Raw genomic sequence first — 19,341 nt, 5'->3', positions numbered from 1 at the left:
ACGACCTTGTCGCCCTCCCTACCTTTTGCCACATCCGCCCGTCTTGCGCTCTCGCGCCGGTGTAACGAAGGCTCACCATGACCGCACCTCTTCAGACCCCGGCCCGCCGACGATCCGTGCGCCGCAGCCCCCACGCGGCGGCCCGACGGGCCGTGGCGACGGTGTTCGCCGCCCAGGGGGCGGCGGTGGCCGCGGTGTCCACCACGGTGCCAGCTGTCAAGGAGCGCCTCGCGCTCTCCCCGCTGACGATGACCGTGCTCGTCGTGACCGTCGCGCTGAGCGCGGGCGTCGGCAGCTTCGCCGGACTGGCCGTGATCCGGCGTGTGGGGCTGGTCGCCGCGATGCGGGCCGCCGTCGTGGCGACCGCCGCGGCCCTGCTTCTGATCGGCTGGGCACCCAGCCGGCCCGTGGTCGCCGTGTCCTACGGGCTGTTCGGCATGGCGCTGGGCTGCATCGACGTGTCGGCGAACACCCGGGCGGCGGCCGTCGAACGCCACTACGGCCGGAGCATCTTCGCCTCCTTCTACGCCGCCTGGAGCGCGGCCGGCATCGCGGCCGCACTGCTGACCGCGGGCACCGCACACCTCGGTTGGCCCTCCGAATACACCCTCACCGCACAGGCCGGCCTCGTTCTGGCCCTCGCCCTGACCGTCCGCGCGCACGAGCTTCCCGCGAACTCACTCATCGCCGTGTCCGCCCGTGAGCAGTCCCACGGAGAGTCCGTCGCGCTCGGCCGCGAACTGTGGGTCAGACTCGCCCCGTTCGGCATTGTCCTCCTGGTCGCCTATGTCATCGACTCCACGGTCTCCTCGTGGTCGACGCTGTATCTCCACCAGACCCTGGACACCGCCCTGTCCCTGGCACCCCTGGCCTATGCGGCCTACCAGGTGGGCACCGTCACCGGGCGGGCCTGCGCCGACCACCTCGTACGCACCATCGGTCCGGTGGCGGTGATCCGTGCCGCCACCCTGCTCACCGCCGCTGCTCTGGGCGGACTGGCAGCAGCCCCCGCCTGGCCGTACGCCGTCCTGGCCGCCGCATGCACCGGGCTCGGGGTCTCCGCACTCGTGCCCTTGTGCCTCGCCTCCGCCGGACGCCTGCGACCGGGGGCGACCGAAGCAGTCCTGGCCCGTATGAACGTCTTCAACTACACGGGCGTGCTCGCCGGCGGCGCCGCCAGCGGAATCCTCGGGTCCACCGGCCACTTCCGCCTCGCCTACGCGATACCGGCCGCACTCGTCCTCGCGCTCCTGGCGACCGCGCGGTCTTTCGCATGGCCGCCCAGGCCCCCTCTCTGACCGCACGGACCATTTCCCGCTGAACTGCAGATGAATAAGTTCCCTTCAGTCCTTCAGTCCTTCAGTCCTTCAGTCCTTGAGTTTTTTGGCCCTTCAGGAACGGGCCTGCAAACCGATAGAAAAGGGGATCCGCCTCATGGGAAAAATCCAGTACGACACCTGTGTGATCGGAGCGGGACCTGCCGGGCTCGCGGTCGCCAGAGCCCTGACGGAGCGGAACCTGCCGTACACGCATCTTGAGCGGCACACCGGGCCGGGCGGTATCTGGGACATAGACAACACCGGCAGCCCGATGTACGAGTCGGCCCATTTCATTTCCAGCAAAACCCTCTCGGGTTTCGGAGGCTTTCCGATGCCCGACGAATTCGCCGACTATCCGCCGCACCGGCAGATCCTCTCGTACCTGACGTCCTTCGCCGACGCCTACGAACTGACGGAGCGCATCCAGTTCGGCGTCGAGGTCGAGAGCGTGGAGAAGAACGCCGACGGCACCTGGACGGTCACCCGGACGGACGGACGGCAGACCGTGCACGGCCAGGTCGTGGTGTGTACGGGGTCCCAGTGGCACCCCAACGTCCCTGAACTGCCCGGCAACTTCACCGGCGAGGTCCGCCACACGGTCGGCTACCGCAGCGCGGAGGAACTGCGCAGCAAGCGGGTCCTGGTGGTGGGTGCCGGGAACTCCGGTTGCGACATCGCCTGCGACGCGGCCCGCAGCGCGGACCACGCGGTGATCAGCATGCGCCGCGGCTACTGGTTCATCCCCAAGCACCTCTTCGGTCGCCCCGTGGACACCATCGCCAACGACGGGCCGCACCTGCCGATGTGGCTGGCCCAGCGGGTCTTCGGCACCCTCCTGCGGATCATCAACGGCCACCCGACACGCCTGGGCCTGCAGAAGCCGGACCACAGACTCTTCGAGACCCACCCCACGATCAACTCGATGCTGATCCACCACCTCCAGCACGGCGACATCACCGCCAAGCCGGGGATCGCCCGCACCGAGGGCAGCACGGTCCACTTCACGGACGGCACCCGCGACGACTTCGACCTGATCCTCCTGGCCACCGGTTACGTCCACCAAGTCCCGGTCGCGCAGAAGTACTTCGGCGACGAGCAACATCCCGACCTGTACCTGTCGTCGTTCTCCCGCGAGCACCAGGGACTGTTCGGGGTCGGCTTCGTCGAGACCAACTCCGGCGCGTACCAGCTCTTCGACACCCAGGCCCAGATGATCGCCGGGCACATCGACGACGTGGCGCAGGGGCTGCCGAACGCGCAGCGCTTCGCGGGCATGATCCGTACCGACCGCCCGGACCTGTCCGGCGGCCTCAAGTTCGTCGACTCGCCACGGCACACCGGCTACGTCGACAGCGGAGCCTTCGTTAAGCACCTCGCCAAGGTCGCCGCCGAGATGGGCTGGCGCACCGAGGGCCGGGCGCCGCGCGTGCGGTCCCTGCGGAGCGTGGAGGCGGTCTCGTGAGCGGCTTCGACTTCCGTGACAAGGTCATGCTGGTGACCGGCGGCGCCGGCGGGATCGGCAGCGCGATGTGCCGCCGCTTCGCCACCGGGGGCGCCCGCTGCGTGGTCGTGGACATCGACGAGGCCCGCGCCAAGCGCGTCGTCGCCGAGCTTCCCGGCGCCGGCCACACCGCTCTCGGCTGCGACCTCGTCGACCGCGCCCAGGTGGAGCACCTCTTCGACCAGGTAGCCGATGCGTACGGCCGTCTCGACGTCCTCGTCAACAACGTGGGCATGACCAGCGCCGAACGCTTCGACGTGCGCAGCGTCGAGAGCATCGAGCAGGAGATCACCCTCAACCTGACCTCGCCACTGGTCGCCACCCGGATCGCGATCCCGCTGCTGCAGGCCTCCCGGGACGCCCGCGTGGTCACCACCGTCTCCCTCGGTGGGATCTTCCCGCTGGGGGAGACCCCGATCTACACGGCCTCGAAGTTCGGGCTGCGCGGGGCGATGCTCGCCGTCGGGCTCGATCTGAGGAGCAAGGGCATCCTGGCCGGATCGGTGCTGCCGTCGGCGACGGACACCCGGATGCTGCGCCAGGAGGCCGTGGACGGCGGGAACTCCATGCAGTTCCAGGATCCGCCGCAACAGCCCGCCGACGTCGTCACGGCCGTGGTGAGCCTGCTCGACAAGCCCCGCCTCGAGGCCTACCCCCGGACCGGCGAGTCCCGCCTCGTCCGGTTCGCGATGCTGGCGCCGAACCTGCTGCCGAAGGTGTTCCCGCTGTTCCAGCGGAGAGGGGAGCGCGGCATGGCCCGCTATCTGGACGACCTGCGTCGCCGGGGACTGGCCCGGCAGACCGACGGACGCTGGGAACTGGTGGAGGAGAAATGACCGCAGTCGAGAGTCCCACCACGCTGAAGGTCGTCAACCCGGCCACCGGAGAACTGATCACCACGGTGCCCGCCACCAGCGCCGAAGACGTCAACAAGGCCGCCGAGCGGGCCGAGCAGGTCTTCGCATCCGGCGTGTGGTCCGGGCTGCCGGTCCGGGAGCGCAGCGCGGTGCTGCTGCGACTGGCCGACCTGATGGAACGCGACACGGGGATCCTGGCCCGGCTTGACAGCGAGGACGCCGGAAAGCCGATCACCGAGTGCCTCACCGGCGACATACCCGGTGCCGTCGAGTCGATCCGCTGGTTCGCCGAAGCGGCCGACAAGGTGTTCGGCAGAATCGCCCCCGGCGGACCGGACGGCCTCGGCCTCATGACCCGGGAACCGGTCGGAGTGGCCGCGGCGATCCTGCCCTGGAACTACCCGCTGGCCATGACCGCCTGGAAGGTCGGCCCGGCGCTGGCGGCGGGCAACAGTCTGCTGGTCAAGCCCGCGGAGGCGACTCCGCGTTCGGCGCTGCACCTGGCCGAACTCGCCGCCGAGGCGGGCCTGCCCGAGGGAGTGCTCACGGTCCTGACCGGTCACGGCTCCGTCACCGGCACCGCCCTGGCCCGCAACCCCGTCGTGGGCGCCCTCTCTTTCACCGGCTCCACCGACACCGGCCGCCGCATCCTCAAGGACGCGGCCGACACCAACTTCAAGCGAGTCTCACTGGAGATGGGCGGCAAGAGCCCCCAAATACTGATGGCCGACGCTCTCGCCTACGGCGACGAACTCATCGACCACATGATCGAGGCCGCGTTCCTGACCATGGGACAGAACTGCACGGCCGGCTCCCGCGTCCTGGTCCACCACACCATCGCCGACCAGATACTGGAGCGGTTCACAACCGCCGCAGAACGCCTGGTCATTGGCGACCCGGTGGACCCTCGCACACAACTGGGCCCGCTGATCAACCGGTCGGCCTTCGACCGGGTCGCGACGGCGGTGGAAGCCGCCCGGGCCGACGGAGCCCGTATCCACACCGGAGGCCTGCCGCACGGCCTGCCCCAGCGCGGCGCCTACTACCCGCCCACCGTGATCACCCACGCCCCCGAAGGCAGCGACGTACTCACCAAGGAACTGTTCGGCCCCGTCGTCACCGTCCAGACCTTCACCTCCGAAGACGAGGCGCTGTACCTGGCGAACGCCACCGAGTACGGCCTCGCCGCCTCGGTATGGACCCGCGACCTCGACACCGCTCTCCGACTGGCACGCGGCGTCCAGGCCGGCGTGGTTTCCGTCAACTCCTACAGCGAGGGCGACATCACCACACCCTTCGGCGGCTGGAAACAGTCCGGTTTCGGCGGTGTGGAGAAGTCGACCAACGCCTTCGACCAGTGGACCCGCGAGAAGACGGTCTGGATCCGCACCCGCTGATCCCACGGGCTTGGAAGAGACCGTGTCAGCCGATCCATGCCTCGCTGTGTCGATGCCGGTGCAACCCAACGGCCGAGAACTCGTCTTCCTCAGCACTCGCCGCTACGCCCAACTGCCGTAGCGCTTGAGAGATCGGGCTGCCGGCGGGCGGAAAGGGCTGGTTCTCCGCCACATGGAGAGGTCCCAGCGCGATTGTCCCCCTGTCCCATACGACAGCCCGCTGCTCGCCCACGCCGCCGAAGTACTCAGCCTCCACGTAGGCCACAGGCCCACGGGCTGACTAATCAGCGAGGATCTTGTCGAAGCCTCCTGGCAACCGCCAGAACCCCAACACGCCTGTACCGCTGCCATCGGCGACGGAATCGAACAGAGCGCCTGTCACCGGCATCAGCGAGAGGCCCTGCCCGATCGACGCCAACCGGGTGGCAGGCAGGCCCTGTGCCGCGGTGCGCAGCACGTCCTCTTCGGCGATCACTGCGTGCAGGTCATAACCCATCCCGGGCCTCCTCCAGATCGGAGGCCCATTTTGTCCCTGAGACGCAGGTCGTGGTGGCCGGTCCGGGGCGCGGCGCCTGCCGTGCCCCGGACCGCCATGTGTGGAACCCGGGCTCAGGAGAGCTGGGTGGAAACCGGGCGGTTCCTGCCGAGCGAGGCCACACCTCCCGGAGTGAGCGCCTCCGTGAAGAGCTGCACGTCGGCCACCTTGCCGGCCGCGTACTCCCCGTAGGCGCCCTGGAAGATGCGGCGCCCGATCTGCAGCGGCCCAGTCGCGTTCCAGAGCGTGCCGTCGTAGGAGGCGGTGTCGGCCAGGTCGTCGTTGACGTAGAGACGCAATTGCTGCGTGTCGGCGTCGAAGACGCCCACCAGGTGGAACCACATGTGCGTCTTGGGGCTCTGCGCCCCCGTCGTGGGTCCGCAGGCGCTGGTGAACCTGCCGTCGGTGTCGTCCGCGTGGGCGTGACCGAAGGCAAAGGCGTATGCGCCGCTGGAGTAGTGGTTACGTCGACGACCACCCGCTGGGCAACCTCTTCGGCGTCGACACCGGCTCGACCTCCTACGTGGCCGGCCAATGGACCGGCGTGGTCGGCACCTTCGCCGTCGACGGCTACGGCGCCTACAAGGCGGTCAGCGGCGGAATCAAGGCCGTCAAGGCGGTCAAGCTCGCCATGTCGGAGGGCGAGGACTTCGTCGGAGCGGTCAAGAGACTCCTCTCCGGCGACCTGCCCACCACCACCCCGGCCGACCCCGCACCCACGACGCCCAAGAACGGCGACGCTCCGTCGACACCGAAGGCGGGCACCGGCAAGGGCGGCAAGGAACCGGGCGGCAGTGGGAAGGAGGCCAACGACCAGCCGCTGGAGGTCAAGGGACGTGACCAGAAGAACGTCGGAGTCGAAAAGAAGGGCCCCGAGAGTGTGACGACCGGTCGCCGTGCGGACGGGGCAAAGGTGTACTCGGGGCACGGCACCTATGGCAGGAACACGGGCAACTTCACGGTGCCCCAGGGGACGAGGCTTCACTTCTACGTCCCACACGGCCGGAAGCTCGGCGACTCGGCAGGACTGGCCGTGGAGCGCGGAGTTGACGCGCCCGGCGCGGTCGAGAGCTTCGGCCCAGGGGACATCCTCCCCGACTACGTCATCGGGCCCCCGACCGACCTGAACATCATGAGTGGAAGCAGAACCGTGACTCGTCCGACAGGAATCAGCGCACTGATCACACAGGGCATGGGCGAGGTACACATGGCCATGTGCCGTGAGTTCGACCCATACATGGTGTGACTTGACCGACCGACCGGGCGCCGCGGAGACCTCCGCAACGCACCTTCTCCGCGGCGTCCGGCCTCACCCGAGAATCGACACATGACCTATTACGCGGATTTCTCGCTCTACGACTACGACTTCCACGAAGAGCCCGAGGGTCTCACCATCGGCTGGCTCGAGGAGGGCCATGACTATCCCGTCGACGAGGTCTCCGAGGAGGACCTCGCGAACATCGTCGATCTCGGTTCGCTGCGGCAGCACCGGAGCAGGGGCTGGCACTCGTGCACGCTCTGCGGGGAGTACACCGAGCACACGGCGACCTCGAAGCGGGCGGGGATCACCTACCGGCTCGGCCATGCGGAGATCAGGGCGGTCTCGGACGACGGTGTGCTCTACGTCGCCCCGAACCTGATCATCCACTACATCGTCGACCACCTCTACGGACCGCCCGCCGAGTTCATCGACGCCGTCCGGTCCGAAGTCCGAAGGCACTGGCCGGAGGACAAGTGACGGATTCCAGACGGACACCGCCACCCTCACAGAGAGGTCCCCAACTTCATGACCCGCCCCTACGACCAACTGCACAGGGAGGCCCTCGGTGCTCAACTGCACCGCCCTTGGCTGAACGGACGTGCCCGCTCTGTGGCCACACGACCATGCGCCTCTACCACCACACGACATACGGCCGAAGCGAACCGTCATGGATCAACTACCTGTGGTGCGGCAACTGCCACGCCTACTCCTCGTCCTTCACGGGCGCCGGTCGCAAGATGGTCGAGAGCGACCCGCTCCTCGCGGAATTCGGTGATCGGATCAGCGAGGTCTTCGACGACCCCGAGTGCCTGTTCAAGGTCCTCGACGGCTACTGGAAGGCGGGAAAACTTCCCCAGATGATTTCCCGTCGGACACCGTGTGCAGTTCTCACCCCACGTGTCGCACCCCACGTGCGCGGGACCGGGATCAGGGGTGCCGCTGACGGCGATGGCGATGCGCCCGCGTCCGTGCCCCAACTACGGACGCGATCTGCGACTGGGCAAGTCAGCGGGGCTGAGTGGCGACTTCGAACGAGGCCAGGCCAGCGTCGATGAGTCTGGCTGCGCGGCCGACGTCGGCGGTCACCGATCATGGCGGCGGCCTGGTGGGGGTCGTCCTGCGCGGCGATCCAGGAGGTCATGGCTCGCAACTCGTCGGAGAGGATCCGCAGCGCCGCTTCGACCGCGGAGTGGCCCGTGTCGGCCAGGCCGGCGCGGTAGTGCCGGCGATGGATGCGACGTTGATGACCGATCCGCTGCCTCGCCGGATCAGGTGGGGCCCAACGCGTAGGTGACGTCCCAACACAGCGCGTGCGGAAGCATTGGCGCGGAGCTTCCGATCGTCCCCACGCGCCGCTGCAAGCCTGCTTTGCGCCTCTTGACGCAGTCCTCACCGGCAGGGGGCAGGCGGGACCGGGATGTCGTGAAACTCGGCGATCGGGGCGGTCGGCTTCACGGGGGCAACGGGGCCTTGGAGACGAACAGGCCGAGGTGTACGGCGCGTTCAGTACGGCCGGGCGGCCTGCCGGTGAGCCGGGGCGAGGCGGGCCGCCTCGGACCTGGGGAAGCTGATCTTCTTCGGGTCTCCGTCCGAGGTGTAACGCTTGACCGTCCCGTCGCGGAGCTTGTCCAGCCAGACCGTCGAGGTGAACTGGGCTTCCGGGCCGGTCGCCGCCTGGGAGCGGATCCGCGGGATGGCGCCCGGGTCGAAGGCGGTCGAGAAGGGGGAGGGGGCGGGGTCGGCCCCCACCAGGTAGACGCCCTGATGCTGGTAGCGCACGCCGTCGGCGGCTCCCTGCCGCACCAGTTGCCGGGAGTGGGGCATCGAACCGTTGGGAAGTGCCATCGACACCACCGACAAGTCGGGCACGGCTTGGGCGATCACCCTCTGGTTGTCGGCGATGGCTTTCTGGGCGGTGTCGTCGTCCACCGTCCCCAGCGCGGTGTGCCGCAGGGTGTGGTTGCCGACCTCGAATTCGTGCTTGACGAGCCAGTTCAACGACTTTCGGCCGCCTGGCTCGCCGAACGGGTCGGCGTTGACGAAGAAGGTGGCCACGGGGTGGAATCCGGGGTGCTTCCGGGCGACGTCCAGCAGGATGCCCACCGCGGTGTCGGACGCGGGTCGGCCATCCGCGTCCAGACGGAACTGGGTGACCGTCGAGTCGTCGAAGGTCAGCACCACAGGGTGGGTACCGGCGGGAATGTCTATCTTCCCACTGCTGAACGCTCGTGCGGTGACAGGTACATATCTCTCCCGTGCCAGCCGTTCCAGCTCGGCGCGGAAGTCCTGCGGCGTGCGGTCGTACACACTCCTGGGCTCGGCCACCAGTTGGTGGTACATCAGCACCGGGACCGCGCCGAGCTCGTCGGCCTGCACTGTCGCAGGGTTGGCGACCGTTGCCCGCCCGTCGGCCTTGAGCGCCCGTACTGACGGCCCGTCCTGGCCCTCTTCCGGCCGGGATTGAGCTGCCGAGCAGGCGGTGGCCAGCAGCATGACCGATGCGACGATGATCGCGCCGCCGCTTCGGTGGGTTTGACGCATGATGCCTCCGGAGTGAACGAGATGCTTCCCGTCGCCTCCAAGCCTCGGGCAACAGCGTGATGCACACCCCGGCACGATAGGCCGAATGCATGATTACCCACCCGGAACCACTTGGGTGGACGGCGTGGCGGCTATGCCATATCGCAAGGAACCCTTTTTCGAGAACGGCAGAGTGAACATGCGCGGAAAACGACTCCGAACGCGATTCACCGTCATAGCCATTTCCCTGCTGGTCCCCCTCTGCGCGGCCGTCGGGGCCTTCGCGATACAGGCCTCCTCCAGTCGGCTCCGGGTCGAAGGACTCAGCAGCAAGGATGTGTTGGGCCGAGCCGACGTCCGCAATCCGCGCCTTGCAATCACAGCCGAGGAAGGGGCCGACCTGTCCGAGCTGGAAGTGCGGCTCGACGGTAATCCGGTGCACACCCACCAAGCCCACGGCCGCCTCATACTCGACATCCCCTCGTTCGCCGAGGGGAAGCACGAACTGACGGCCACATCCCGCAGTGGCCTGCCGTTCCTGGACGACATGTCCCGGACGTTCACCGTGGACACCACTGCCCCGAAACTGCGGCTGCTTCCTGCCCAGACCACCGGGCCCGGCGCACCGGTGACGGTACGCGGCCGGGTCGAGGACCCCGGCCAGGTGAAGGTCTCCATAGCCGGTGCGCCCGTGTCCGTCGGCAACGACGGCACCTTCTCCCGCCGGTTGGAAAGGCCCCCCGCCCATATCGAGGTGGCGGCCACGGACGCGGCCGGCAACGTCACCCGCGAGCACGTGAACGCGGTCGCGCCCTATCCCATCACCCGGGCCGCGCACCTGACCGCCATCGGATGGTCCTCATCCGAGGTCCGCAACCCCGTTCTCCAGCTCGTCAAGGAGAAGAAGCTCAACGCCGTCGAGCTCGACGTGAAGGACGAAAACGGCGAGGTCGGTTACGACTCCTCCGTGCCGCTGGCCCGCGAGATCGGCGCCGTGAAGAACCGCTACGACGCACACAAGGTGATCGACACCCTGCACCGCATGGGAGCCCGCGTCATCGGCCGCATCGTCGCCTTCCGTGATCCCATCCTTGCCCAGGCATCCCACCGCCAGGGCAAGGATGACCGCCTGGTCCAGGCGCCTGACGGCAGCCCGTACGACGGCGGCCACTACGGCACGCTCTCGTTCACCAACTTCGCCGATCCCGAGGTCCGCCAGTACAACATCGCCCTCGCCACCGAAGCGGCGAAGCTGGGCTTCGACGACATCCTGTACGACTACGTGCGCCGCCCCGACGGGAAGCTCTCCACACTGCGCTTCCCGGGCCTGGGCGACCAGACCCCCGAAAAGTCCATCGCCGAGTTCGTCGCCGAAACCCAGCGCCGCATCCAGCCCGAAGGCAAATATCTCGGGGTCTCGGTCTTTGGCATCGCCGCCACCCGGCCCACCGAAATCGCCCAGGACATCCCCGCCATGGCCCAACACGCCGACTACATCGCTCCCATGGTCTACCCCTCGCACTGGGCCGCCGGTGAGTACGGGCTCGAAAGTCCGAATGCCAGCCCCTACGAGATCGTCAAACGGTCGCTGGCCGACTTCGCCAAGCAGGTCAAGGGCACCAGGGCCACAATCGTCCCCTGGCTCCAGGACTTCTCCCTGGGCGTCCACTACGGCCCCACCGAAGTCGCCGACCAGATCAGAGCAGCGGCCGGGGACGGCATGAACTCCTTCCTGCTCTGGAACGCCGGAGCCACCTATCAAGGGACGGCATTGACCACCCTGCGATGACAAGAGCCTGAATATCCAGCAGGTGACCGCAGGCAGGGGATGCGCCGACACGGAGCGCATCGCGCAGGCGGCGACGACGGCGTCGTAGTCGGCTTGTTCCCTGTGACTGGGGGCCGTCGCCGACGCGAGGGCCGGTCTGTACCCGGCCTCCATGAGCTGGGCGGCCGCGCTCGCTGCCAACACGGGGTGCTGCCCACCCTGCCTCATCTCCCTCGACGACTTGGCGGTGCTGTCCACCGGCAAACGGCTTCATCTGGTCAGCGTTTCGCGCCTACGCGTCGTCGAGCCGGTTGTCCTGCACCCGCTTGCCCTGGAGAAGCAGGCGCAACCCGTCGTTCGTTTCCTTGCCCAGCTCGGCCGTGGTGTCGCCACGGTGTGGATCCGGCCCGATTGAGGCCCCTTCGCAGCCGGAATCCCCTTCCTGCCCGCGTCCGCCACCGCCAAGCCCTCCTGACACCCGCCCGCCGGCAGATCACCACCAGCGAGCTGCCTGCCGCGCCCTTCACCCTTGGCTGACGACCGGGTGGGCACGGACCTGGCGATGGCCATGCCCATGGGATTGCCCTGCCGCTCACGTCCACCCGGCCGTCGCTGTCGCACCCGGACATCGGCAACGCCGAGTTACCAAGGTGACTTCGGCGGGTCACCCCGGAGTCTTCCCTGGGAGCAGACGGGAGGGGTGGGGCGTTCAGCGGGTAGCAGGCCGCTGCTCCGTGAACCAGCGGGCGGCGAGCAGGCCGGAGGCGGCGGTGACCGCCGGGGGGCGATCACCGTGGCAGCTCGTCCCGCGGATCCTCCGACGCTGCGCCAAGCGCCGGTACCGCTGAGGAAGATCCTGATGACCTTGCGAGGATATTGTCTAATGGATCTTCTGCTGCTCCAGCCACTTGAAGATCCCAGTCCTCTTGTACAGGACCTTGGCGTTCCTACCTCGGCAGAATTTGTATCGTTCAAGCCCAGTTTCGACGCCTCCCGATAAATCCACTCGTGGACATGTTCAGCATGGCAGCGACCTCAGACGCGTCCATAAGGACGGGCTCGACGCTGCGGCGCGACGCGCTGATCTCGTCCCGGTGGGACTGCGGGTCCACGGGCAAGATGGCTCCTTGAGGTCGGCCTGAGCGTGATCGCGCCATCGGTTCGCGCTCTGCTCTGGGTCAATTCCAAATGCCGGTAATACTCGCCCTGTGCCACCGCCAAGCACCGCCGGACGAGCTATAGCCATGGTCATGAGAATCGCCGGTTGGCTAACCGGCGATCTGCTGCTATGTTGCCGCGCTCTCGGCCCCTCAGATTCCGTGTGGCCCCACGTGTGCCTCCTCTTCTGGTTGACCACAGGGGCCGCCCGAGTGACGGTGATCACGGACGCCCTTCACTGGGTGCTGCGTAGGCTTGTGCCGTTGTCGCGACGGGGTAGGCGAGAACCGACGAAGGTTTTCCTGCAGTCGCCTGACGATGTATCAGAAAAGTCGGCAAGTGGTCAGCATGAGTCCTGAAAAAGCTGGGGAAAGCTGCCCGAACATGCGACTCGTTGTAGGGTGTCGAAACAGCCCTTGACCTGCAAAAACGCGGGCAGGGAGCATACTTGTTGGAGTGCCTCAATGTTGCGTACCATGTTCAAGTCCAAGATCCACCGAGCCACCGTCACCCAGGCCGACCTGCACTACGTGGGATCGGTGACCATCGACGCCGATCTCCTCGACGCCGCCGACCTGCTGCCCGGCGAGCTCGTGCACATCGTCGACATCACCAACGGTGCCAGGCTGGAGACGTACGTCATCGAGGGTGAGCGCGGTTCCGGCGTGGTCGGGATCAACGGGGCCGCAGCCCATCTCGTCCACCCCGGCGACCTGGTGATCATCATCAGCTACGCTCAGGTGACCGACGCCGAGGCGCGTGCGCTGGAACCCCGCGTCGTGCACGTGGACCGCGACAACCGCATCGTGGCCCTGGGCGCCGACCCGTCCGAGCCGGTACCGGGCTCGGACCAGGAGCGCAGCCCGCAGGCCGTACCGGCCTGATCACCGTCCTCCCCGACCTCCCTGACCTCCCCGACCTTCGGACCAGGAGCGTGCCCATGAGCGACATCGAGATCCGCGACGACCGGGCGGCGGGCCGCCTGGAGGCCATCGGCGACGGTACGGACGGCGAAGTCGTCGGTCACATCGAGTACTTCGTCCTCGAATCTCCCGGGCGAGCCCTGGTCCCCGTCCACACGATCGTGGAACCGGCGCACGAGGGGAAGGGCATCGCGGGTTCGCTGGCGCGTGAGCTGTACGCCATCGCCGGGCGCGAGGGCGTCGTCGTGGCGCCGCTGTGCCCGTACGTCACCAAGTGGGCCGAACGGCACCCCGATGAGGCCCCGGCCGCCGACCCGGAGCTGCTGCGGGCGGCGAAGGAGTGGCTGGTGGCGCACCCCGGTCGCTTCTGAGTCACCCGTCTCCCTCCCCTGACGTAGAAAGGCCTGCGGCCCGCATGCTCGCCCTCCTGCACACCTCGCCCGCGCACATCCCCGTCTTCGAGGCCCTGCGCGACGAGGATCACGAAGGCCTGGAACTGCGGCACTTCGTCGACGAGGAGCTGCTGGCGCGGGCCCGCCGCGAGGGGCCCGAGGCGGTGGCGGACGAGGTGCGGGCCGCGCTGGACAAGGCGGTCGGGGAGGGCGCGCGGGCCGTCCTGTGCACCTGCTCGACCATCGGCGGCATCGCGGAGGCGGCCACCCCCGGCGTGCCGGTGCTGCGCAGCGACCGTCCGATGGCGGCCGCGGCGGTGGCCGCCGGTTCGCGGGTCGTCGTGCTCGCCAGCGTGGAGAGCACCTTCGGGCCGACCGTGGCCCTGATCGAGGAGGAGGCGCGTCGCGCCGGACGTCCCGTCGAGGTGCGGACCCGGCTCGTCGAGGGTGCCTGGGACCGCTTCGCGGCAGGTGACGGCGAGGGTTGCGCCCGGCTCGTGGCGGCTGAGGCCGATGCGGTCACCGGCGCCGATGCGATCGTCCTCGCTCAGGGCTCCATGGCCCCGGCCCAGCAGCTGACGAGCACGGCGGTCCCGGTGCTGTCCAGCCCGCGCCCGGGTCTCGCGGCGGCCGCGCAGGCGGTGCGTGCCGGGTAGGCCCACCTGGGCGGCGTGCCGTCCTGCGGGCGGGTGAGTGCGAAGGCGGCCGCCGGGTACGCGGGGCAGTAGTCCAGAGCCGACGTCGACCGACTGGCCGGAGGACACCATGACCGATCCGCACCCCGACCCCGTGCCACCGGGTCCCACACCTGGCCCGGGCCCCCAGCCCCCTGACCCGTACCCGTCGCCGGTCCCCGACCCCCAGCCGCCGCCCGGCCCGGAGCCCACACCACCGGCACCACCCGGACCGGAACCGACCCCGCCCGCACCTCCGGGCCCGGAACCCACACCGCCCTCACCCCCGAACCCGACACCTGAGCCGTCCCCGTCACCGATCCCGCCAGGGCCGGAACCGGTGCCGAACCCGGAGCCGGGGCCCCCTCTGAGGTGAGCGGATCTCACGGAGGGTGAGAATTTCTCGTACCGTAACTCCGTTGCGTGACGAGTCGTTCCCCTGCCAACCTGTTGCCAGGAAGGCCTCATGGGGGACGAACGGGGGACGGGGGTCCCGCGATGATCGATGTCGCGAAGCTTGAGAACGCGCAGGGGGAGAGGCCCGGACAGGAACAGTCGGCCGTGGAGGTCGTGGAGATCCTGGTGCCGGGCCTGGGGACGATCGACCGGGACGCCTTGTTGCGGCCCACCGGCGTCGACCGGATCAGCGGTGACAACAAGGCGGGCCTGTACCGCGGCGTGGAACCGGACGACGGCCTGGTCACAGACGATCAAGGCCGTCAGGTCGTGCAGCTCAAGCGCGAGCTGTACGACTGGACACGTCTGACGATCGGGGGCGCATGGCGTGCGCTGTGGCTGTTCCTGCTGCCCTTCCTGCTGATCAACCTGGTGGCGTGGATGCAGCCGCGCTGGCCGTGCGGCACGGACAAGCTGCACACCAAAGTGGCCGGCGCCGTCTACGAGTTCGGTGCCCGGCTGCTGGCACTGTCGCTCACCGTGCTGGTGGTGGGCACCTTCGGCCAGGTCGCCATGGACCAGTTCGCCTGGCAGTGCTCGCCGCGCGGCCCCGGCCGGCCCAGTACGGTGTGCGCCTCGGGCAATGAGGCGGTCAAGGCCCTCGGCCAACTGCCCGGACCGGCGGTCGCGTTGGTGCTGGCGGCGATGGTGCCCGCCGCCGTGGTCTTCGTCCTGTTGTTCTTCGCGCGGGATTCCCGGCAGGAGTACCTGCCGGTGAAGGAGACCGTCACGGCACAGAAGGCCGAGGAAGCAAGGCGCAAACGCGCGACGCAGGGCGAGGACGGCCACCCGCTGGAACTGGAGGGTTTCTGGGAGCACAACCGGCGCTCTCCCGGGATCGCCGCGCAGCACGTGTGGGCGGGAGTGCTCACCACCGCCGCCCTGCTCACATGGACACCGATGCACGAGGACCCGCAGGGCAGCGGCCGCAAGGCGGTCGGTCTCGCGCTCTTCGGAGTCATCCTCGTCATGGCCCTGGTCGTGGTCCTTTCCGTGCCCTGGCTCCACAACCACTTCGGCGTCACCCTCCCCGAGGGGAGCCTGCGTCGACGATCGGCACAACATGTGCCGTTCCTCTACGGCAAGCGGTTCCCGGTCCAACGACCGGTGGTCACCCGGCGCGCTCGGCCGGCGGCGTGGCTGCGTCGGCGGACGTCGCTCGTGCACGGAGGGCAGGACGACGAGACACTTCGCCTCAAACGAGAGGTGGAGCTCGTGGAGTTCCTTCCGCTCTGGCCGACGCGCCACCTGCTCCTCGCCGGGATCAGCTGCGGTGCGGTCACCGCCGCCGCCGTGGCGTACTGCCTCTGGCCCGGACGCCAATGGCACCTGGGCGGCCAACTGCCGGGCATCCTGGTGCAGTCGACAGCTCTGCTCGTCGCCCAGGGCTCAGGGATCCTCCTGCTCGTGATCGGCGCCGTGTTCCTGCCCGGACGGGCAGGCAGCCGCACCGGCCGGATCAAGAACGCGGAGAACGCGCAGAACTCCCCAGCCGGCGGGCAAGCCCCGACGGCAGGGCATCACCACACCTCCTCCGGGGAGAAGAGCCGGCGCCGCATGGCCCTGTACGGGCTCGCTGGTGCGGCCACCGCGGTGCTCGCCTGTTTCGTGGGCTGGCTGTACACGGACGCGGTCGCCCAGTGGACCAGTTCCTGGCTCGGGGTGAAGAAGGGGAAAGGGCCCGAGATCCCAGACCCTGCACACCTGATGGGCATGATGCTGGTCCCCCTCCTGATCGCCGCCGGGGCCTTCTGGACGGCCGTCACCGCCCTGGTCCGCTTCCTGCCGCCGCGCCGGCCCGGTGCCCCGGTGCCGCCGGACCAGCGCCGCCGCTCCGGGACCCTCCGCGAGTTCATGCGCCGATTGCACCCGGTCCGCGTCGCCCGGACGCTGCTGTCGGCCGCCCTGTCCCTGCCCCGTGCGACGCAGGCGCTGTTCCGGCTGATCCGCGGCCCCCGTCCGGCGTCCCGGATGTCGAAGGACGACTGGCGGCACATGCGGGAGGTCCGGGCGGCCCACCGCCGCCACACCTATCTGCTGCGCGAACTGGACTGGCTGATGGCCTTCGCAGCACCGCTCATCCTGATCCTGGTGGCTGCCTACTACCTTCACTGGGGCATCCAGAAGTCCCAGGAGGGCGCCAGGAATCTGGTGTACGACGTGCTCGGCACCGTGAGCGGCCCCATGCTCGCCGGTCTCGCCGCACTGATGGTGCTCGCTCTGCGCACCATGGCGATGCGGCAGGAGATGCGCCAGAACGCCGGTCTCGCCTGGGCCTTCGGTGCGTTCTGGCCCCGGGCCGTCCACCCCTTCGCCCCGCCGCCGTGGACGGTGCGGGCCGTACCGGAGCTCGTATGGCGTCTGAAGGCGCTGCTGGAGGAGGAGGGAAAGGACAGGCGCGTCCTGATCCGGGCCAACTCGATGGGGGCCGTCCTGGCCATGGCCGCGGTGTGGCAGCTCAAGGACCCCTTGCGTGAGCGCATCGCTCTGCTCACCACGGGCTGTCCGGCGCGGACGTACTTCACCCGGCTCTACCCGGGGTTCGTCTGCACCGACTCGATCGCCTGCCTGGCGCCCTGCGGCGGCACGGGAACGCTCGCGGGGTGGATCAACGTCTGGCGGGACACCGACCCGCTGGGCGGCCCCGTCGGCCTGGACTGCGTGGACGAGCGCTGGTCGGACAACGGCGAGGGTTGCGGCGGCCCGCACGACATGGTGTGCGAGCGCACCAAGGAGGCGCCGGTCTTCCCGCCCATCGACGGCCACCGCGGTTACACCACCGACAAGCGCCTGCTCGGCCTGCGCGCCGAACTGGTACGACATCTGCTGGAGCCCGGCAAAGCGTCCCGGCGGCCCGCCGCGTCGTGGTCCGCGGTCTGCTGCGGCCTCTGCCCCGTCCAGGGACCACGGTCCGGGGACGCCGGACGACCGACGTCCCCGGCCGAGGTCGCGTCCTAGGCGGAGACCTCCGACCGGTCCCCGCCCCACAGCGTGTGGAACGAGCCGTCCCGGTCCGTGCGCCGGTAGGTGTGCGCGCCGAAGAAGTCACGCTGGCCCTGGGTGAGCGCGGCCGGCAGCCGCTCCGCGCGCAGGGCGTCGTAGTAGGCGAGCGCCGCGGCGAAGCCCGGGGTCGGGACGCCCTGGCGGGTGGCGGCGATGATGACCTCGCGCCAGTCGTCCTGGGCGTCCGCGATCTCCCGGGCGAACGTCTCGTCGGACAGCAGGCTCGGCAGGTCGGCCCGGGTGTCGTACGCGGAGCGGATGCGGTCCAGGAAGGCCGCGCGGATGATGCAGCCGCCGCGCCAGATCGCGGAGACCGCGCCCAGGTCGATGTCCCAGTCGTACTCCTCGCGGGCCGCCGCGATCTCGTGGAAGCCCTGGGTGTACGACACGATCTTCGAGGCGTACAGGGCCTGCTCCACGCGGTCGGCGAAGGCCGCCGCCTCGGACTCGGACAGCGGGGATGCCTTCGGTCCTGCCAGCCCGCGCGAGGCCTCGCGCAGCGCCGCGTGACCCGACAGCGAGCGGGCGAAGACCGCCTCCGCGATGCCCGACACCGGAACACCCAGGTCGAGGGCGATCTGGACGGTCCAGCGGCCGGTGCCCTTCTGCTCCGCCTGGTCCACCACCACGTCCACGAACGGCTTGCCGGTCGCCGCGTCCACGTGGGACAGCACCTCGGCGGTGATCTCGATCAGGTAGGAGTCCAGGCGGCCCGTGTTCCAGGTGCGGAAGATCTCCGCGATCTGCGCGGGGGAGTATCCGGCCACATCGCGCAGCAGCTGGTACGCCTCGCCGATCAGCTGCATGTCGGCGTACTCGATGCCGTTGTGGACCATCTTCACGAAGTGCCCGGCGCCGTCGGGACCCACGTGCGTCACGCAGGGCGCGCCGTCCTTCGCCTTCGCGGAGATCTTCTCCAGCATCGGGCCGAGCGAGTCGTACGACTCCTTCGGGCCGCCCGGCATGATGCTCGGCCCGTTCAGCGCGCCCTCCTCGCCGCCGGAGACGCCCATGCCGACGAAGTGGATGCCCTGTTCGCGCAGTTCGCGCTCCCGGCGGCGGGTGTCCGCGAAGTGCGCGTTGCCGCCATCGATGATCATGTCGCCGGGCTCCAGGAGCGGGGCGAACTCCTGGATCACCGCGTCGGTCGGGTCGCCCGCCTTGACCATGATGACCAGGCGCCGCGGCCGCTCCAGCGCCGCCACGAACTCCTTGGCGGTCTCCGCCGCGATGAAGTCGCCCTCGTGCCCGAACTCCTCGACCAGGGCGTTCGTACGCGCCACTGTGCGGTTGTGCAAGGCGACCGTGTAGCCGTTGCGCGCGAAGTTGCGGGCGAGATTGCGGCCCATGACCGCGAGTCCCGTGACGCCGATCTGGGCTGAGTTGCTCATTCGGTTGGCTCCTAAAGGATCCGGTATCGGTGGTGCCGGTCGTGCACGCCAGTATCGCCCCACCGACCATCCTGACTTGCCGGTACGCCGAGCGCATGTCCGGGGTGGCCGACTTTCCGCAGGCAGATACGCACGACGGGCCCCAGCTGCCTCAGCCGTTCTGCAACTGGCGTGCATCACTGGTTG

General features: G+C 69.0%; 16 protein-coding genes. 12 read left to right on the top strand and 4 right to left on the bottom strand.

What is annotated here, in order from left to right; translation table 11 throughout:
- The first annotated feature begins 77 nt into the window (after window positions 1–77).
- From IH68_RS0116290 to IH68_RS0116275, 4 genes are all read left to right on the top strand, one after another.
- On the top strand, window positions 78–1,298 hold the full coding sequence (locus tag IH68_RS0116290; protein WP_078912477.1) for an MFS transporter: 1,221 nt from the start codon (window positions 78–80) through the stop codon (window positions 1,296–1,298).
- A gap of 136 nt (window positions 1,299–1,434) precedes the next feature.
- Window positions 1,435–2,781 (top strand): flavin-containing monooxygenase, encoded by a 1,347-nt coding sequence (locus IH68_RS0116285; protein ID WP_030935374.1) that lies wholly within the window; start codon window positions 1,435–1,437, stop codon window positions 2,779–2,781.
- Window positions 2,778–3,656, top strand: a complete 879-nt coding sequence (locus IH68_RS0116280) for an SDR family NAD(P)-dependent oxidoreductase (protein WP_078912476.1) — start codon at window positions 2,778–2,780, stop codon at window positions 3,654–3,656. The genes IH68_RS0116285 and IH68_RS0116280 overlap by 4 nt, the downstream gene beginning before the upstream one ends.
- Window positions 3,653–5,074, top strand: a complete 1,422-nt coding sequence (locus IH68_RS0116275; protein ID WP_051833473.1) for an aldehyde dehydrogenase family protein — start codon at window positions 3,653–3,655, stop codon at window positions 5,072–5,074. The genes IH68_RS0116280 and IH68_RS0116275 overlap by 4 nt, the downstream gene beginning before the upstream one ends.
- A 280-nt stretch (window positions 5,075–5,354) precedes the next feature.
- On the opposite strand, the gene IH68_RS57115 is transcribed toward IH68_RS0116275, so the two are convergent.
- Window positions 5,355–5,570 (bottom strand): hypothetical protein, encoded by a 216-nt coding sequence (locus tag IH68_RS57115; protein ID WP_199931886.1) that lies wholly within the window; start codon window positions 5,568–5,570, stop codon window positions 5,355–5,357.
- Between the two features lie 113 nt (window positions 5,571–5,683).
- The gene (locus IH68_RS59130; protein WP_078912475.1) at window positions 5,684–6,145 is read right to left on the bottom strand and encodes a LamG-like jellyroll fold domain-containing protein; all 462 of its coding nucleotides are present in this window, start codon (window positions 6,143–6,145) and stop codon (window positions 5,684–5,686) included.
- Here IH68_RS59130 and IH68_RS0116260 point away from each other — a divergent pair.
- Window positions 6,052–6,855: a putative adhesin gene (locus IH68_RS0116260; protein ID WP_030935363.1), complete on the top strand. Its 804-nt coding sequence runs from the start codon at window positions 6,052–6,054 to the stop codon at window positions 6,853–6,855. The two genes, IH68_RS59130 and IH68_RS0116260, sit on opposite strands and share 94 nt — an antisense overlap.
- Window positions 6,856–6,936: 81 nt before the next feature.
- Entirely contained in the window at window positions 6,937–7,347 is a 411-nt protein-coding gene (locus IH68_RS0116255) for a hypothetical protein (protein WP_051833471.1), read from the top strand.
- Window positions 7,348–8,373: 1,026 nt separating this feature from the next.
- On the opposite strand, the gene IH68_RS59125 is transcribed toward IH68_RS0116255, so the two are convergent.
- On the bottom strand, window positions 8,374–9,411 hold the full coding sequence (locus IH68_RS59125) for a polysaccharide deacetylase family protein (protein ID WP_030935357.1): 1,038 nt from the start codon (window positions 9,409–9,411) through the stop codon (window positions 8,374–8,376).
- A 415-nt stretch (window positions 9,412–9,826) separates the two neighbouring features.
- Between IH68_RS59125 and IH68_RS0116240 the strand changes: the two genes are divergently transcribed.
- The 6 genes from IH68_RS0116240 (at window position 9,827) to IH68_RS0116210 (ending at window position 17,719) form a co-directional block, all read left to right on the top strand.
- Window positions 9,827–11,179 (top strand): putative glycoside hydrolase, encoded by a 1,353-nt coding sequence (locus IH68_RS0116240; protein WP_234341379.1) that lies wholly within the window; start codon window positions 9,827–9,829, stop codon window positions 11,177–11,179.
- A 151-nt stretch (window positions 11,180–11,330) separates the two neighbouring features.
- Entirely contained in the window at window positions 11,331–11,573 is a 243-nt protein-coding gene (locus tag IH68_RS0116235) for a lantibiotic dehydratase (protein WP_030935350.1), read from the top strand.
- A gap of 1,207 nt (window positions 11,574–12,780) precedes the next feature.
- Window positions 12,781–13,200 (top strand): aspartate 1-decarboxylase, encoded by a 420-nt coding sequence (gene panD, locus IH68_RS0116225; RefSeq protein WP_030935347.1) that lies wholly within the window; start codon window positions 12,781–12,783, stop codon window positions 13,198–13,200.
- A 56-nt stretch (window positions 13,201–13,256) separates the two neighbouring features.
- On the top strand, window positions 13,257–13,610 hold the full coding sequence (locus IH68_RS0116220) for a GNAT family N-acetyltransferase (RefSeq protein ID WP_030935344.1): 354 nt from the start codon (window positions 13,257–13,259) through the stop codon (window positions 13,608–13,610).
- Between the two features lie 44 nt (window positions 13,611–13,654).
- The gene (locus IH68_RS0116215; RefSeq protein ID WP_030935341.1) at window positions 13,655–14,287 is read left to right on the top strand and encodes an aspartate/glutamate racemase family protein; all 633 of its coding nucleotides are present in this window, start codon (window positions 13,655–13,657) and stop codon (window positions 14,285–14,287) included.
- A 516-nt stretch (window positions 14,288–14,803) separates the two neighbouring features.
- Window positions 14,804–17,719 (top strand): hypothetical protein, encoded by a 2,916-nt coding sequence (locus IH68_RS0116210; protein WP_030935338.1) that lies wholly within the window; start codon window positions 14,804–14,806, stop codon window positions 17,717–17,719.
- Here the strand turns inward: IH68_RS0116210 and gndA are convergent.
- Entirely contained in the window at window positions 17,716–19,155 is a 1,440-nt protein-coding gene (gndA, locus tag IH68_RS0116205; protein ID WP_030935335.1) for an NADP-dependent phosphogluconate dehydrogenase, read from the bottom strand. The genes IH68_RS0116210 and gndA overlap by 4 nt on opposite strands.
- Between the last annotated feature and the right edge of the window lie 186 nt (window positions 19,156–19,341).

Origin of the sequence: Streptomyces sp. NRRL S-646, assembly GCF_000720765.1 — a bacterium.
GTDB lineage: Bacteria > Actinomycetota > Actinomycetes > Streptomycetales > Streptomycetaceae > Streptomyces.
The sequence above is the reverse complement of the archived record's forward strand: the minus strand, read 5'-3'. Positions and strand labels throughout refer to the sequence as shown.

Bases quoted from the DNA above. Each gene is read 5' to 3' on its own strand.
- IH68_RS0116290 (WP_078912477.1), top strand. From the start codon at position 78: ATGACCGCACCTCTTCAGACCCCGGCCCGCCGACGATCCGTGCGCCGC.
- IH68_RS0116285 (WP_030935374.1), top strand. From the start codon at position 1,435: ATGGGAAAAATCCAGTACGACACCTGTGTGATCGGAGCGGGACCTGCC.
- IH68_RS0116275 (WP_051833473.1), top strand. From the start codon at position 3,653: ATGACCGCAGTCGAGAGTCCCACCACGCTGAAGGTCGTCAACCCGGCC.
- IH68_RS57115 (WP_199931886.1), bottom strand. From the start codon at position 5,570: ATGGGTTATGACCTGCACGCAGTGATCGCCGAAGAGGACGTGCTGCGC.
- IH68_RS0116260 (WP_030935363.1), top strand. From the start codon at position 6,052: ATGCGCCGCTGGAGTAGTGGTTACGTCGACGACCACCCGCTGGGCAAC.
- IH68_RS0116255 (WP_051833471.1), top strand. From the start codon at position 6,937: ATGACCTATTACGCGGATTTCTCGCTCTACGACTACGACTTCCACGAA.
- IH68_RS59125 (WP_030935357.1), bottom strand. From the start codon at position 9,411: ATGCGTCAAACCCACCGAAGCGGCGGCGCGATCATCGTCGCATCGGTC.
- IH68_RS0116235 (WP_030935350.1), top strand. From the start codon at position 11,331: ATGAGCTGGGCGGCCGCGCTCGCTGCCAACACGGGGTGCTGCCCACCC.
- panD (WP_030935347.1), top strand. From the start codon at position 12,781: ATGTTGCGTACCATGTTCAAGTCCAAGATCCACCGAGCCACCGTCACC.
- IH68_RS0116220 (WP_030935344.1), top strand. From the start codon at position 13,257: ATGAGCGACATCGAGATCCGCGACGACCGGGCGGCGGGCCGCCTGGAG.
- IH68_RS0116215 (WP_030935341.1), top strand. From the start codon at position 13,655: ATGCTCGCCCTCCTGCACACCTCGCCCGCGCACATCCCCGTCTTCGAG.
- IH68_RS0116210 (WP_030935338.1), top strand. From the start codon at position 14,804: ATGATCGATGTCGCGAAGCTTGAGAACGCGCAGGGGGAGAGGCCCGGA.
- gndA (WP_030935335.1), bottom strand. From the start codon at position 19,155: ATGAGCAACTCAGCCCAGATCGGCGTCACGGGACTCGCGGTCATGGGC.